The sequence below is a fragment of the Enterobacter sp. BIDMC 27 genome, assembly GCF_000534415.1.
GTDB classification, from domain to species: Bacteria; Pseudomonadota; Gammaproteobacteria; order Enterobacterales; family Enterobacteriaceae; genus Enterobacter; species Enterobacter hormaechei_C.
The window spans coordinates 3,563,392-3,578,727 of sequence record NZ_KI973178.1 but is presented as its reverse complement, the minus strand read 5'-3'; the positions used below and the strand labels follow the sequence as shown (position 1 = coordinate 3,578,727).

The 15,336-nt window shown below is 57.1% G+C and carries 13 protein-coding genes; 7 read left to right on the top strand and 6 right to left on the bottom strand.

The window, feature by feature from the left end:
- Window positions 1-35: 35 nt before the first annotated feature.
- Complete coding sequence (manX, locus tag L463_RS05950; RefSeq protein WP_017384327.1) at window positions 36-998, bottom strand: PTS mannose transporter subunit IIAB; 963 nt, start codon at window positions 996-998, stop codon at window positions 36-38.
- 462 nt (window positions 999-1,460) lie between these two features.
- Between manX and yoaE the strand changes: the two genes are divergently transcribed.
- Window positions 1,461-3,020 carry a CNNM family cation transport protein YoaE gene (gene yoaE / locus L463_RS05955; RefSeq protein ID WP_006810992.1) on the top strand — a complete coding sequence of 520 codons (1,560 nt, stop codon included), beginning with the start codon at window positions 1,461-1,463 and terminating at the stop codon, window positions 3,018-3,020.
- Window positions 3,021-3,026: 6 nt separating this feature from the next.
- Here yoaE and L463_RS05960 read toward each other — a convergent pair whose 3' ends face one another.
- The 4 genes from L463_RS05960 to pabB all read right to left on the bottom strand — a co-directional run bounded on the left by L463_RS05960 (window position 3,027) and on the right by pabB (window position 8,213).
- Window positions 3,027-4,625 carry an EAL domain-containing protein gene (locus L463_RS05960; RefSeq protein WP_032103655.1) on the bottom strand — a complete coding sequence of 533 codons (1,599 nt, stop codon included), beginning with the start codon at window positions 4,623-4,625 and terminating at the stop codon, window positions 3,027-3,029.
- A gap of 129 nt (window positions 4,626-4,754) precedes the next feature.
- Window positions 4,755-6,119, bottom strand: a complete 1,365-nt coding sequence (gene sdaA, locus L463_RS05965; RefSeq protein WP_003859920.1) for an L-serine ammonia-lyase — start codon at window positions 6,117-6,119, stop codon at window positions 4,755-4,757.
- A 184-nt stretch (window positions 6,120-6,303) separates the two neighbouring features.
- Entirely contained in the window at window positions 6,304-6,882 is a 579-nt protein-coding gene (locus L463_RS05970; protein WP_017384324.1) for a CoA pyrophosphatase, read from the bottom strand.
- Window positions 6,879-8,213, bottom strand: coding sequence for an aminodeoxychorismate synthase component 1 (gene pabB, locus L463_RS05975; protein ID WP_032103654.1), 1,335 nt, complete (start codon window positions 8,211-8,213; stop codon window positions 6,879-6,881). Before pabB ends, L463_RS05970 begins: the two co-directional genes overlap by 4 nt.
- 61 nt (window positions 8,214-8,274) lie before the next feature.
- Between pabB and L463_RS05980 the strand changes: the two genes are divergently transcribed.
- The gene (locus tag L463_RS05980) at window positions 8,275-8,457 is read left to right on the top strand and encodes a YoaH family protein (RefSeq protein ID WP_003859925.1); all 183 of its coding nucleotides are present in this window, start codon (window positions 8,275-8,277) and stop codon (window positions 8,455-8,457) included.
- 5 nt (window positions 8,458-8,462) lie between these two features.
- Here L463_RS05980 and L463_RS05985 read toward each other — a convergent pair whose 3' ends face one another.
- Window positions 8,463-8,807 carry a RidA family protein gene (locus L463_RS05985; protein ID WP_003859927.1) on the bottom strand — a complete coding sequence of 115 codons (345 nt, stop codon included), beginning with the start codon at window positions 8,805-8,807 and terminating at the stop codon, window positions 8,463-8,465.
- A gap of 133 nt (window positions 8,808-8,940) precedes the next feature.
- On the opposite strand from L463_RS05985, the gene L463_RS05990 reads away from it, so the two are divergent.
- The 5 genes from L463_RS05990 to rnd all read left to right on the top strand — a co-directional run bounded on the left by L463_RS05990 (window position 8,941) and on the right by rnd (window position 15,320).
- Window positions 8,941-10,851: an ATP-dependent DNA helicase gene (locus L463_RS05990; protein WP_032673243.1), complete on the top strand. Its 1,911-nt coding sequence runs from the start codon at window positions 8,941-8,943 to the stop codon at window positions 10,849-10,851.
- Between the two features lie 66 nt (window positions 10,852-10,917).
- Entirely contained in the window at window positions 10,918-11,613 is a 696-nt protein-coding gene (gene tsaB / locus L463_RS05995) for a tRNA (adenosine(37)-N6)-threonylcarbamoyltransferase complex dimerization subunit type 1 TsaB (RefSeq protein ID WP_032103572.1), read from the top strand.
- 37 nt (window positions 11,614-11,650) lie between these two features.
- On the top strand, window positions 11,651-12,232 hold the full coding sequence (locus tag L463_RS06000) for a Slp family lipoprotein (protein WP_023303883.1): 582 nt from the start codon (window positions 11,651-11,653) through the stop codon (window positions 12,230-12,232).
- Window positions 12,233-12,435: 203 nt separating this feature from the next.
- The gene (gene fadD, locus L463_RS06005) at window positions 12,436-14,121 is read left to right on the top strand and encodes a long-chain-fatty-acid--CoA ligase FadD (protein WP_017693264.1); all 1,686 of its coding nucleotides are present in this window, start codon (window positions 12,436-12,438) and stop codon (window positions 14,119-14,121) included.
- 83 nt (window positions 14,122-14,204) lie between these two features.
- Entirely contained in the window at window positions 14,205-15,320 is a 1,116-nt protein-coding gene (gene rnd / locus L463_RS06010) for a ribonuclease D (protein ID WP_123249628.1), read from the top strand.
- The last annotated feature ends 16 nt before the right edge of the window (window positions 15,321-15,336 follow it).

Sequence of the window (15,336 nt, the reverse complement as noted above, 5' to 3'; positions counted from 1 at the left end):
ATTACATAAGCTCTATATGAAAAACCGGCCCGGGCTTATTTCCCCACTTTGCCGATCAAATCCATCATTTTCAGTTTCTGGTCCGTGGAAACCTTACGGGCTTCCAGTTCGATACCGCGTGCATTCAGTTTGTTGAAGGCCTCGATATCTTTCGCATCCACTGAAATCGCGTTGTTGACCTGCGTTTTGCCCTGACGGAATGCCATACCGCCAATGTTAACGGAGGTGATTTTCACGCCGCCTTCAACAATGCGTTCGACGTCTGTCGGGTTGGTGAAGAGAAGCATCACGCGCTCACCCGCATATTTCGGGTTGTTGTAAACGCGGATCATTTTGGCGACATCCACGACGTGCGCGGTGACGCCCGGCGGTGCAACCTGGGTAAGAAGGGTTTTACGGACAGTGTCGGCGGCCACTTCGTCACTGACCACGATGATGCGTTGTACGTTGGTCTCTTTGGTCCAGCGTGTTGCCACCTGGCCGTGGATCAGACGGTCATCAATACGCGCAAGGCCGATAACCATGTAATCGTTCGGACCCATTGGCTTCGCCGGTGCTGCCGCCCTTGGTGCAGCAGGGGCAGGGGCCGGTTTTTCAACCGGCTGCGCTTTCAGCGCCTTCACGCCTTCGCGACCGGTTTCCACCGCCAGTGCCACCAGTTCATCAAAACCTGGGTTGTCGTCACGCGCCATGAAGGTTTCCACCAACATCGGGATATTCACCCCGGCGACGACTTCATAATGCTCTTTATCGACGACAATGCGGCTGGCAGCGTTGAACGGGCTGCCGCCCCATGTATCCACGAGAAACAGCACGCCTTTGCTGGTATCCAGCTTCTCAAGCTGAGCAGTGTATTTTTCAATCAGCGTCTCGGCATTTTCACCGGGAACGAAATCGATCCAGCCGACGTTTTCCTGCTCGCCCAACAGCATTTCTGCCGTTTTGAGTAACTGCTCCGCAGCCCAACCATGTGTGCCTATGACAATAGCAATGGTCACTTGCTACCTCCTTTTATTATCATGTATACGTCTGCCAGGCAGGCGTACTGAGAATCGTATTGGCGAACCGAATCGATTCAGATAAGGGTTAGAGTTCAAAAAACTAAGACTTCCGCGAATTATTTTAGATAGTGAAAAAATAATTTATGTGATGAAGATCCGTAATTTAGCTACGCCTTACAGATTTTTCTTTAAGTTAATCCGCGTGTGTTACAGAAGTTTGCAAAGGAACGTAAATCTTTGCTAAAAACCAATTGTCTCTGATATGTTTAGCGTCCGTTTAATTATTCAGGAGTATAGGGCTACAGCCCACTATATGGACCGTCACCGACGTCAGTCATCTTCCAGGCCATTCCGCGCCTTATTCATCGGCGATCTTCGCCACGCATCGACTCTCATTCCCTTTGAAATGCCCGAAATTAGCGGGGCACCGTTTTGTCATTCCTTTAGCAGGAGCGTGTCATGGAATTCTTAATGGACCCGTCAATCTGGGTAGGCTTGCTTACGCTGGTCGTGCTGGAGATCGTTCTCGGTATTGATAACCTGGTGTTTATCGCCATCCTCGCGGATAAGCTGCCGCCGAAACAGCGTGATAAAGCCCGTCTGATCGGCCTCTCGCTGGCGCTGATCATGCGTCTGGGCTTGCTGTCTGTGATCTCGTGGATGGTTACCCTGACGAAGCCGCTGTTCACCGTCATGGATTTCACCTTCTCCGGCCGCGATTTAATCATGCTGGTGGGGGGCCTGTTCCTGCTGTTCAAAGCCACAACAGAGCTGCATGAACGGCTGGAGAACCGGCAGCACGATGATGGCCACGGTAAGGGTTACGCCAGCTTCTGGGTGGTTGTTCTCCAGATTGTGGTGCTTGATGCGGTCTTCTCTCTGGATGCGGTGATTACGGCAGTCGGCATGGTGAACCATCTGCCGGTGATGATGGCGGCGGTGGTGATTGCGATGGCGGTAATGCTGCTGGCGTCAAAACCGCTAACGCGTTTCGTCAACCAGCATCCGACGGTCGTTGTGCTGTGTCTAAGCTTCCTGCTGATGATTGGTCTGAGCCTGGTGGCAGAAGGGTTTGGCTTCCATATTCCGAAAGGCTACCTGTACGCCGCGATTGGCTTCTCGATTCTGATCGAGCTGTTTAACCAGATTGCGCGCCGTAACTTTATTAAGCAGCAGTCGAATCAGCCGCTGCGAGCCCGTACCGCAGATGCGATTCTGCGACTGATGGGCGGACGTCGTCAGGTCAACGTGCAGGCTGATAACGAGAACCGTAACCCGGTTCCGGTGCCTGAAGGCGCGTTTGTGGAAGAAGAACGCTACATGATCAACGGCGTGCTTTCGCTGGCTTCCCGCTCCCTGCGCGGCATTATGACGCCGCGCGGTGAGATCAGCTGGGTGGACGCCAACCTGAGCGTCGACGAAATTCGTCAGCAGCTGCTCTCCTCGCCACACAGCCTGTTCCCGGTCTGCCGGGGTGAGCTGGATGAGATTATCGGTGTGGTACGCGCGAAAGAGATGCTGGTGGCGCTGGAAGAGGGCGTTAACGTCGAGGCCGTAGCGGCCGCGTCGCCCGCTATCGTGGTGCCTGAAACGCTGGATCCGATCAACCTGCTGGGCGTATTGCGTCGTGCCCGCGGGAGCTTTGTTATCGTCACCAATGAATTTGGTGTGGTACAGGGCCTGGTGACGCCGCTGGACGTGCTGGAAGCCATTGCCGGTGAATTCCCTGATGCGGATGAAACCCCGGAAATCGTTGCCGACGGTGACGGCTGGCTGGTGAAAGGCACCACCGACCTGCACGCGCTCTCGCACACGCTGGGCGTCGAAAACGTGGTCAATGATGATGAAGACATTGCCACCGTCGCGGGGCTGGTGATTGCCGTTAACGGGCAGATCCCGCGTATCGGTGATGTGCTGGAGCTGCCGCCGCTGCAAATTACCATCGTCGAAGCCAACGACTATCGCGTTGATATGGTGCGTATTGTTAAAGAGCACTCTGCACACGACGAAGAAGAGTAACGCTATCTAGCGTAACGGCAGTAAGGGCACGATGTGTCCGTTGTGGCGGGCTGGCGGAGAGTGACTTTCCGCCAGCCATTTCGGAAACTCGCGCAGCGGCATTGGCCGCGCATACAAGTACCCCTGCAAAATATGTACGCTGTGACGGCGCAGGTAGCGTGACTGCTCCTCGGTTTCCACCCCTTCCGCAACCAGTTCAATATTCAGCCGCTGACCCAGCGCAATAATAATATCCGTTACCGTTGAGTTAACGGCGTCGGTGCCGATCGCGGTGGTGAAGGATTTATCAATTTTCAACACATCCGGATGCAGTTTTTCTAGCCATGAAAGTGAGCTGTTGCCGGTCCCAAAATCATCAATCGCAAGTTTCACCCCTTTGCGGTGCAGCTCCCGCACGATGCGGTAATCCACATCCAGCAACGCATCGCGTTCGGTTAACTCCACGATCAACTGTTGAACAGGGCTGGCGTTAAACCAGATGCGGTTGAGATCCTGGATCAGCGCAGCGCGGCGAAAATGGCTGGCGGCCACGTTAATGCCGATATGGAAATCGCGCGAGGCCGGGAAATAGCCTATCTGCCGCACCGTTTCGCTGATGACGTAGCGGGTAAGCGGAACAATCAGGTTATGTTCTTCGGCCAGAGGGATAAAGACATCGGGCGAAATCCATCCCTGACGCGGGTTGTTCCAGCGCAGGAGGATCTCGACGCCGACGCATTCCCGGGTGCGGGCATTCACCAGCGGCTGGCAGAAGAGCTCAAACTCCCTGGCCGCAATTCCCATATTGATTTCCCAGGTGAAACTGATGCGCCGCGCGGTGGCGAGCCAGGCGATATAGCCCATCAGTAAGCTGAGCATTAACGCCAGCGGCAGCTGGGTGGGCAGATTTTTTAACGCCATTTCGCCAGGCCCGGGGCCGCTCACCGTGACGCTGAAAGGGTAATGTTGTGACGATTGTTCCAGCAGGGAGGCGTTTTCATCGAAGGTCGGCGTAGTCGTCACCTGTTGCCCGTCGCGGAGGAAGTTATCTCCTACTCTCAGGACAACGTCGGTGATCTGCGGCCGCTGCGGCTCAAGAATCATTTTAGTGATGAGATCGATATTCACCACCTCCATCACCCCGTCGTTGCCGTCGCTCGCGAGGGGAGACCACTGAATCAGTACCGGGCTGCCTTTTACCAGCCACCGATCGGTCAGCAGCAACAGCCTGGATTCACTGACCGACAGCTCCGGCACAAACTCACTGACGGGCACATTACGGCTGCCAAAGACGCTTGAGCAATACAGTATTCCGTCTTGAATGAGGGCGATGGAGCGTACGGTCTGGAGGAGCGCCGCCTGTTTCCGCAGGATCAGATTTGCTTCGGAACAGGGTATGCCAACCAGTGAAAGTAGCGTTTCCCGCTGGGCCTCTAACGAAAGAAGCACCTTATCAAGCGCACGCACGGTGTGGTGGGTAAAGTCGTGGATCCGATCCTGATTTATGTTGCGCTGTGAAATAAAGCGAATACCCAGCGTCAGGACGAGCGTAACGAGCGCAACCGTGACACAGACGATAACGCGTTTTCGGCGATAGTCTTTAATGATCGTTTGTGCAGTTTGCATGAACGGTCGCCTGTTAAGCACCGGCCGGAAAAGCCAGACGCAACAGTGACAGTGTAGTGGGGAATACGTGAAGCGACGAGACGAGAGGGGAAAATTCGCCCATCCGTTGCAGATGGGCGAAAGGAAGGCTTAGTCGCACTGCACCTTAATGGCCAGACCGCCGCGCGAGGTCTCACGGTACTTCGCGTTCATGTCCTTGCCGGTTTCGTACATAGTTTCAATAACCTTATCCAGCGACACGCGTGGCTCGCTGGTACGGCGCATCGCCATACGTGAGGCGTTGATCGCTTTGACGGAGGCGATGGCGTTACGCTCAATGCACGGCACCTGCACCTGGCCGGCAACCGGGTCACAGGTCAGACCGAGGTTGTGCTCCATACCGATTTCCGCCGCCACGCACACCTGCTCAGGGCTGGCGCCCAGCAGTTCCGCCAGACCCGCTGCTGCCATAGAGCAGGCCACGCCCACTTCACCCTGACAGCCTACTTCGGCACCAGAGATGGACGCATTCATTTTGTACAGCGCGCCGATAGCACCTGCCGCGAGGAAATAGCGGATATAGATGTCCGGCGTCACGGGCTCAATAAAGTGATCGTAATAGGCCAGCACCGCCGGAACGATACCGCACGCGCCGTTGGTTGGCGCCGTCACGACGCGACCACCCGCTGCGTTCTCTTCGTTAACCGCGAGGGCAAACATGTTCACCCAGTCGACCACGTTCATTGGGTCATTGGAGAACTTGTCGGTAGTGACCAGCATGCGGCGCAGAGCAGAGGCACGACGCGGCACGCGCAGTGGCCCAGGCAGAACACCCTCGGTGTTCATCCCGCGGTCAATACAGGCGCGCATGGTTTGCCACACGTTAGCAAAATAGTCTTCGATCTCTTTCTTGCTGTGCAGCGCCAGTTCGTTCTGCATCACCATGCCTGACAGGGACAGACCGGTCTCTTTGCAGTAGCCCAGCATCTCGGTGGCCGATTTAAACGGATAGGGCACATTGACGTCGCCCGCGCTCTCTTTACCAAAGTGTTCTTCGTCAACGATAAAGCCGCCGCCGATGGAGTAGTAAGTTTTGCTGTAGATCTCTTTTTCGCCACTCCAGGCGTGGATGGTCATGCCGTTTTCATGCAGCGGCAGGTTGTCGCTACGAAAACGCATCCCGTCATCCTGCGGGAAGTCCACTTCGTGCTGGCCGTTAGCCAGCAGCAAACGACCGCGCGTTTCCACGTCGCGGATAAATGCCGGAATGGCATCAATATCAACTGTGTCCGGCATATTGCCCGCCAGACCCATAATAATGGCGATATCGGTGTGGTGGCCTTTACCCGTTAATGACAGTGAACCGTAAACGTCTACGGCGACACGGGTAACGCTTTCCAGTAATCCTTTTTCGACCAGATCATCGACGAACTGTTTACCGGCCTTCATCGGCCCTACAGTGTGGGAAGAAGATGGACCAATCCCCACTTTGAACATGTCGAATATACTAATCACTTTCACACTCCTGACAGGGTTACTGGGGTTCCAGTAACGATGTTATAACTGCGCATAGTGTAAGAGGGAACACCAACCTCGGCTTAACTATTCACATGAATTAAACTAATGGTTAACGATGGTTTTGCTAATAGCGCGACGCCGATCGCAAACCTGCCAGAAAAGGGTGGAATGTAAAGTATAGTCAAGGCTTCAGGCCGATTTGCAGGGCCAGCTCACGAATGATGCCTGCCGTCATGCCCCAGACAAAATAATGCTGATACCACGACAGCCAGACCCGATGATCGTGTCCGCGGCGGTGAATATCCAGCGGGTGATAGCGACCCAGACGAAGGGCCTCTTCCAGCGGCATTTCGAATACCGCTGAAACTTCATCGACGCTGGCGTGATACTGAAGATCGGGCGGAATAATGCCAACGACCGGCGTGACCTGAAAACCGGTTACGCTGTCCACTGGCGGCAGCACGCCGATCACCTCGACCGCCTCCGGGGGGATCGCCACTTCCTCATGCGCTTCGCGCAGTGCGGCGGCAATCAGGGATGCATCGGTGCTGTCCACCGCGCCGCCCGGGAACGCAACCTGACCGGCGTGTTTTCGCATATGCGGTGAGCGCTGGGTAAGCAACAGACCCGGCTGCTCACGACGCACGACCGGGATCAGCACCGCCGCCTGACGTTGATTCAGCGTGGCGCGGTTAACCTGGGGCCGCAGAAGCTGAAAGCGCGACAGAAAATCATCCAGCGTCAGGTTGTCTTTCTTCACCGTGAGTTCTCCAGTTGTTTCAGGATACGATTCACTTTATCAAAGGTTTCCTGATATTCCGCCTCCGCCTGGCTGTCGGCCACAATGCCACCGCCTGCGGAACAGTACAGGTTACCGTCGCAGGCCGTCAGGGTGCGAATAGTGATGCTGGTATCCATGGTGCCGCACAGACTCACATAGCCGATGCTGCCGCACCAGGCGTTGCGGCGATGCGGTTCCAGTTCGTCGATGATCTCCATCGCCCGGACCTTCGGCGCGCCGGTAATGGAGCCGCCCGGAAACGCGGCGCGGAGCAGATCGCAGGCGGTTCGCGAGGCCGGCAGACGTGCGGTGATGGTGCTGACCAGATGATGCACCGCCGGGAATGGCTCCACGACGAACAGCTCCGGCACGCGCACGCTGCCCGGCTCGGCGACGCGGCCAATATCATTGCGCATCAGATCGACAATCATCAGGTTTTCAGCGCGATCTTTCGGCGAGGCCGCCAGCGTCTCCGCCTGCTGACGGTCGGCGTCGGCATCGGCAAGGCGCGGCAGGGTGCCCTTTATCGGGCGGGTCTGAATCATACCGTCAGCCAGGTGAATAAAACGCTCAGGTGAAAGGCTGAGGATGGCGCCGTGTTCAAGGCGTAAAAATGCGCTGAACGGGGCCTTATTGCTGGCATTGAGGCGGGTAAACGCCTGCCATTCGTCTCCCTCGTATGCCGCCTGGAAACGCTGGGCAAGGTTGACCTGATAACAGTCGCCGCTGTGAAGATACGCCTGCACGCGGGAGAATTTTTCCGCGTATTCCTCCGCGCTCATGTTCGAGCGCCAGCCGGAGGTTAGCATAAAGTGTTCCGGGGCGGCGGGCCGTTGCGCCTCAAGCCAGGCCAGACGCGCCTGCACGTCCCGGTGGCTTAGCAGAGAAACCGTCTGCTTACGGTGATCCACGATCAGCGCCCAGTCATACAGCCCCACCGCCATATCCGGCAGGGAAATATCCGCCTGCGCATGCTCGGGCAGCTTTTCGAAACGGCGACCCAGATCGTAACCAAACAGGCCCAGCGCGCCCCCCTGGAAAGGCAGCTCCGGATCCGGTGTGGCAGAAAAGCCCAGAGCATGGATCTCGTTCTGAAGCCGCATCAGCGGATCGTCAGTTGGCGACAGCGCATCGGTCGTCAGCGTTTTAACCGGGTCGGCCACCAGAATATCAAAGCGGCTGTAGGGATGATCCGCATGCCCGGAGTGCAGGAGCATCGCAAAAGGCAGGTGGCTCAGACGGGCAAACCAGAACTCGGCGGCGTCTGCACGCCAGGGCAAGGTCATAACAGTGGGGAAGCGCATGTTCATGTATGGCATACTACCGGGCAGCGTGAAATAATTAGCGCGAATAATTTAGCAGGAGTTAACGATGTTTGCAGGTTTACCTTCTCTCAGCCATGACCAACAGCAGAAAGCCGTTGAACGTATTCAGGAGCTGATGTCCCAGGGGATGAGCAGCGGACAGGCAATTTCCCAGGTCGCGGAAGAACTTCGCGCCACCCATACCGGCGAGCGGATCGTGGCGCGCTTTGAGGATGAAGATGAAGAATAACCGGCTTACACTGCCGCGATAATCTTGATCTCAACCTTATATTCCGGTTTCATCAGCGTGGCCTGTACGGTGCAGCGTACAGGCGCGTGACCCGCCACCACCCACGCATCCCAGGCTTTATTCATCGCCGCGAAATCGTCTTTATTCGCCAGAAAAATCGTCGCATCCAGAATGCGGGATTTATCGCTGCCCTGTTTTTCCAGTACGGCGTCGATCTGCGCCAGGGTGTTGGCGGTCTGCTCGAAGGCGTCAGCGTCCAGATTGGCAGGGACGCCGGTGTAGTACAGCGTCTGGTTGTGGATCACCACGTCAGACCAGCGGGCTTCGGCATCAATGCGCGTAATTGTCATAAACGTATCCTCGTTATCTTTCGTCGTCAGGCGGCAAGACTGCCATAATGTTCCGCCGTCGTCACTATTTGGGGTGGCACCGGAGAGAAGGGGCTGACATAATCCCTGTGCAAAAATACAGTGAGAGAACACCGTGGCAGACGATTTTTCCCCAGAAGGTCAGTTAGCACAGGCTATTCCCGGCTTTAAACCGCGCGAACCCCAACGTCAGATGGCGCATGCCGTCGCGCACGCCATCGACAAGGCGCAGCCGCTGGTCGTGGAGGCCGGCACCGGTACGGGGAAAACGTATGCTTACCTCGCTCCTGCGCTGCGGGCGAAAAAAAAGGTGATCATCTCTACGGGATCAAAAGCGCTCCAGGATCAGCTCTACAGCCGCGATTTACCCACGGTGGCGAAAGCGCTGAAATACAAAGGGCGTCTGGCCTTGCTGAAAGGGCGTTCTAACTACCTGTGTCTGGAGCGTCTTGAACAGCAGGCGCTGGCGGGCGGCGACCTGCCGGTACAAACCCTGAGCGATGTGATCGTCCTGCGCGCCTGGGCCAACCAGACGGAGGAGGGGGACATCAGCACCTGCGCGAGCGTGCCGGAAGACTCCCCGGCCTGGCCGCTGGTGACCAGCACCAATGACAACTGCCTCGGCAGCGACTGCCCGCTGTATAAGGACTGTTTTGTGGTGAAAGCGCGTAAAACCGCGATGGACGCCGACGTGGTGGTGGTGAACCATCACCTGTTTCTTGCGGATATGGTGGTCAAAGACAGTGGTTTCGGCGAGCTGATCCCGGAGGCGGAGGTGATGATCTTCGATGAAGCCCATCAGCTACCGGACATCGCCAGCCAGTATTTTGGTCAGTCGCTCTCCAGCCGTCAGCTTCAGGATCTGGCGAAAGATATTACCATTGCCTATCGCACCGAACTCAAAGATACCCAGCAGTTGCAGAAGTGCGCGGACCGCCTGGCGCAATGCGCACAGGATTTCCGCTTACAGCTTGGCGAGCCGGGCTATCGCGGCAACCTGCGCGAACTGCTCGCAGACAAAAATATCCAGCGCGCGCTGCTGCTGCTCGATGATGCCCTTGAACTCTGTTACGACGTGGCGAAGCTGTCCCTCGGACGTTCAGCGCTGCTGGACGCCGCTTTCGAGCGCGCCACGCTCTACCGTGGGCGGCTGAAGCGGCTGAAAGAGATCAACCAGCCGGGCTATAGCTACTGGTACGAATGTACCTCGCGCCACTTCACCCTGGCGCTCACGCCGCTGACCGTTGCTGATAAATTCAAAGAGGTGATGGCGCAAAAGCCCGGCACCTGGGTCTTTACCTCGGCCACGCTGTCGGTCAATGACGATCTGCACCACTTTACCGAGCGCCTCGGCATTGAGCAGGCGGAATCCCTGCTTCTGCCGAGCCCGTTCGACTATGAGAAACAGGCGCTGCTGTGCGTGCCGCGCAATCTGCCGCTGCCTAACCAGCCGGGCGCGGCGCGCCATCTGGCGGCCATGCTGAAGCCGATGATTGAGGCCAACAACGGGCGCTGCTTTATGCTCTGCACCTCACACGCCATGATGCGCGAACTGGCCGAGCAGTTCCGCGCCACCATGACGCTACCGGTGATGTTGCAGGGGGAAACCAGCAAAGGCCAGCTGCTCCAGCAGTTTGTCAGCGCCGGTAATGCCCTGCTGGTGGCGACCAGCAGCTTCTGGGAAGGGGTGGACGTGCGCGGCGATACGCTCTCGCTGGTGATTATCGATAAGCTGCCGTTCACATCGCCGGACGATCCGCTCCTGAAAGCGCGCATGGAGGATTGCCGTCTGCGCGGGGGCGATCCGTTCGACGACGTCCAGCTGCCGGACGCGGTCATCACGCTTAAACAGGGGGTAGGGCGACTGATCCGCGACGTCACCGACCGCGGGGTGCTGGTGATCTGCGACAACCGCCTGGTGATGCGTCCCTACGGCGCCACCTTCCTCGCCAGCCTGCCGCCCGCGCCGCGCACGCGGGATATTAAACGCGCGGTCCGCTTCCTGGCGAACCCGACGGCGGAGTAATTCTTCCCGGAGTGTGTTAAGATGCGCGCCATTTTGTGACTGACCATTGCGAGAGCGCGACGACTGATGCGAATTCTGGCTATTGATACCGCGACAGAGGCCTGTTCCGTTGCCCTGTGGAACGACGGTACGACTTTTGCTCATTTCGAAGAGTGCCCACGGGAACACACCCAACGTATTCTGCCCCTGGTAAAAACCGTTTTAACCGAGGGCAACACCGCCCTGACTGACCTCGACGCGCTGGCCTACGGCCGTGGTCCGGGCAGCTTTACGGGCGTACGTATCGGGATTGGCATTGCGCAGGGGCTGGCGCTGGGCGCTGACCTGCCGATGATCGGCGTCTCAACGCTTGCGACCATGGCTCAGGGCGCCTGGCGCATGACCGGGGCCACCCGCGTGCTGGCTGCGATTGATGCCCGCATGGGGGAAGTCTACTGGGCGGAGTACACCCGTGACGAAAACGGCGTCTGGCACGGCGAAGAGACGGAAGCGGTGCTTAAACCTGAAGCCGTCACCGGGCGCCTGAAGCAGCTCTCCGGTGAGTGGGCGACGGTCGGAACCGGCTGGCCGGCATGGCCTGAGATGGCGAAGGACACCGGCCTTACGCTGGTGGACGGTAACATGCTCCTGCCCGCCGCAGAAGATATGCTGCCGATTGCCTGTCAGCTACTTGCCGCAGGAAAAACCGTGGCGGTTGAACATGCTGAACCGGTTTATTTACGAAACACCGTCGCGTGGAAGAAACTTCCTGGCCGCGAGTGAATCTCAGTAACAGGAACTGAGAAAAAGGAGTCGCATCATGGCGGTTCAGACTAAAGTTGTACGCTTTCTTATGGCAGGCGCGGTTGCCATAGCATTGAGCGGGTGCGTCACCGTTCCTGATGCGATCAAGGGCACTAGCCCGACGCCACAGCAGGATCTGGTACGCGTGATGAATGCCCCGGAGCTGTATGTCGGGCAGGAAGCGCGGTTTGGCGGCAAGGTGGTTGAAGTGATAAACCAGCAGGGTAAAACCCGACTGGAGATTGCCACTGTCCCGCTGGACGACGGCGCGCGGCCTGTTCTGGGTGAAGCCTCGCGCGGGCGGATCTACGCTGACGTCAGCGGCTTCCTCGATCCGGTAGATTTCCGCGGGCAGCTGGTAACCGTCGTCGGGCCGATTACCGGTTCGGTGGCGGGGAAAATCGGCAATACGCCATACAAATTTATGACCATGCAAGTGAACGGCTACAAACGCTGGCGTATCGCCCAGCAGGTGGTGATGCCGCCACAGCCAATTGATCCGTGGATGTGGGGACCGCATCCGTATCGTTACGGCTACGGTGGCTGGGGTTGGTACAATCCAGGCCCTGCACAGGTTCAAACAATCGTAACTGAGTAACTTACTGTTATTGTTAGGAAAGAGACAGCGGCTCAGCCGCTGTCTCTGTTTTTTTACGGATAAAACGAAAAAAAAGAGTGACGCGCTTCGCAACCTGCAATCTGAACAATTAATAAACTGGTACGCTGAGTTAATATAATGTTAACAAACTGTTTATTATCGGGGCTGTGATGACGACGAACACTCATTTCAGAGGTGATGCATTGAAAAAGGTTTGGCTTAACCGTTATCCCGCGGATGTCCCTGCGGAGATCAATCCTGACCGTTATCAATCCCTGATTGAATTATTTGAACACTCGGTACGGCGTTACGCTGACCAGCCTGCATTTGTGAATATGGGCGAAGTGATGACCTTCCGTAAGCTGGAAGAGCGCAGCCGGGCGTTTGCAGCCTATTTACAGGAAGGGTTGGGCTTGCAGAAAGGGGATCGCGTCGCGCTGATGATGCCAAACCTGCTGCAATACCCGGTGGCGCTGTTCGGGATCCTCAGGGCAGGGATGATCGTGGTTAACGTTAACCCGCTCTATACCCCGCGCGAGCTGGAACATCAGTTGAATGACAGCGGCGCGGCGGCGATTGTGATTGTCTCCAACTTTGCCCACACGCTGGAAAAAGTCGTTGAAAGAACCCAGGTTAAACACGTCATCCTGACGCGCATGGGCGACCAGCTCTCTACCGCGAAAGGTACGCTGGTCAACTTTGTCGTTAAATACGTTAAGCGGCTGGTGCCGAAATACCACCTGCCGGATGCCATCTCTTTCCGCCGCGCCCTGCATGCAGGCTACCGGATGCAGTACGTGAAGCCGGAGATCGTGTCCGAGGATCTGGCCTTCCTGCAATACACCGGCGGTACCACCGGCGTGGCCAAAGGGGCGATGCTGACCCACCGTAACATGCTGGCGAACCTTGAGCAGGTTAATGCCACCTACGGGCCGCTGCTGCATCCGGGCAAGGAGCTGGTGATCACCGCGCTTCCGCTGTATCACATTTTTGCGCTGACCATGAACTGCCTGCTGTTTATTGAGCTTGGCGGTCAAAACGTATTGATCACCAACCCGCGCGACATTCCGGGGCTGGTCAAAGAGCTGGCGAAATACCCGTTCACCGCCATGACCGGCGTGAACACCCTGTTTAACGCGCTGCTTAACAATAAAGAGTTCCAGCAGCTCGATTTCTCCACGCTGCACCTCTCTGCGGGTGGCGGGATGCCGGTTCAGCAGGCGGTTGCCGAGCGCTGGGTGAAACTCACCGGGCAATATCTGCTGGAAGGCTATGGCCTGACGGAGTGCGCCCCGCTGGTCAGCGTTAACCCGCATGATATCGACTATCACAGCGGCAGTATCGGTCTGCCGGTCCCGTCGACGGAAGCAAAACTGGTGGATGATGAGGATAACGAAGTGCCTCACGGTGAGCCAGGGGAGCTGTGCGTCAGAGGGCCGCAGGTGATGCTGGGCTACTGGCAACGTCCGGATGCCACGGATGAGATCATCAAAGACGGCTGGCTGCACACGGGCGACATCGCGGTGATGGATGACGAAGGCTTCCTGCGCATCGTCGATCGCAAGAAAGATATGATCCTGGTGTCAGGGTTCAACGTCTATCCGAACGAAATCGAAGACGTGGTGATGCAGCACAGCGGCGTGCTGGAAGTAGCGGCGGTGGGCGTTCCCTCCGGCAGCAGCGGTGAAGCGGTGAAGATATTTGTGGTCAAGAAAGATCCTTCTCTGACCGAGGATGCGCTGATAACGTTTTGTCGTCGTCAGCTGACGGGCTATAAAGTGCCGAAGCTGGTGGAATTCCGGGATGAGCTGCCGAAATCCAACGTCGGGAAGATATTACGACGAGAATTACGTGACGAAGCCCGTGCCAAAGTGGACAATAAGGCCTGAGCTTCACGTTAATCGCCCAGACGCCGGTTAATCCGGCGTTTTTTATGGGCGCAAACAAAAGAGAGTCCGATTTGAATTACCAGATGATCACAACCAACGACGAGCTGGCTTCGCTGTGCGAGGTGACGCGTGAATTTCCCGCTATCGCCCTGGATACGGAATTTGTCCGCACCCGAACGTACTATCCGCAGCTGGGTCTGATTCAGATGTATGACGGCAAACACGTGTCGTTGATTGACCCCCTCGGCATTACCGACTGGGCGCCAATGCGCGAGCTGTTGCTGGATACCGCCGTGACCAAATATCTGCACGCGGGCAGTGAAGATCTGGAAGTCTTTCTCAACACCTTTGGCATCATGCCGCAGCCGCTGATTGATACCCAGATCCTCGCGGCGTTCAGCGGTCGTCCGCTCTCCTGGGGTTTTGCGGCGATGGTGGAAGAGTACACCGGTCTGACGCTGGATAAGAGCGAATCGCGTACCGACTGGCTCGCGCGTCCGCTGACGGCGCGTCAGCTTGAATACGCCGCGGCAGACGTCTTTTATCTTCTTCCAATTGCCGGCCAGCTCATGAAAGAGGCTGAGGCGTCCGGTTGGCTGTCTGCCGCACTGGACGAGTGCCGCATGACGCAGCAGCGTCGCCAGGAAGTGGTTGATCCGAAAGAAGCCTGGCGTGACATCACCAACGCCTGGCAGCTGCGCACCCGTCAACTGGCCTGTCTGCAATTGCTGGCTGACTGGCGTCTGCGTAAAGCGCGTGAGCGCGATCTGGCGGTTAACTTCGTGGTGCGTGAAGAACACCTGTGGGCGGTGGCGCGCTATATGCCGGGTAGCCTTGGTGAACTGGACAGCATTGGCCTTTCCGGAAGTGAGATCCGTTTCCACGGTAAAACGCTGCTCGCGCTGGTAGAGAAAGCTCAGCAGCTGCCAGAGGACGCACTGCCAGAACCGCTGCTTAACCTGATGGATATGCCGGGCTACCGCAAGGCGTTCAAAGATATCAAAGCGCTGGTGCAGACGGTGGCGGGGGAAAGCAAACTGAGTGCCGAACTGCTGGCTTCACGTCGTCAGATTAACCAGCTGCTGAACTGGCACTGGAAGTTGAAACCGCAAAATGGTTTACCGGAACTGGTCGCCGGATGGCGGGGGGAACTGATGGCCGAACGCCTGAATATCCTGCTGGAAGGGTATCCGCGCTAAAGAATTGTAGCCCCGG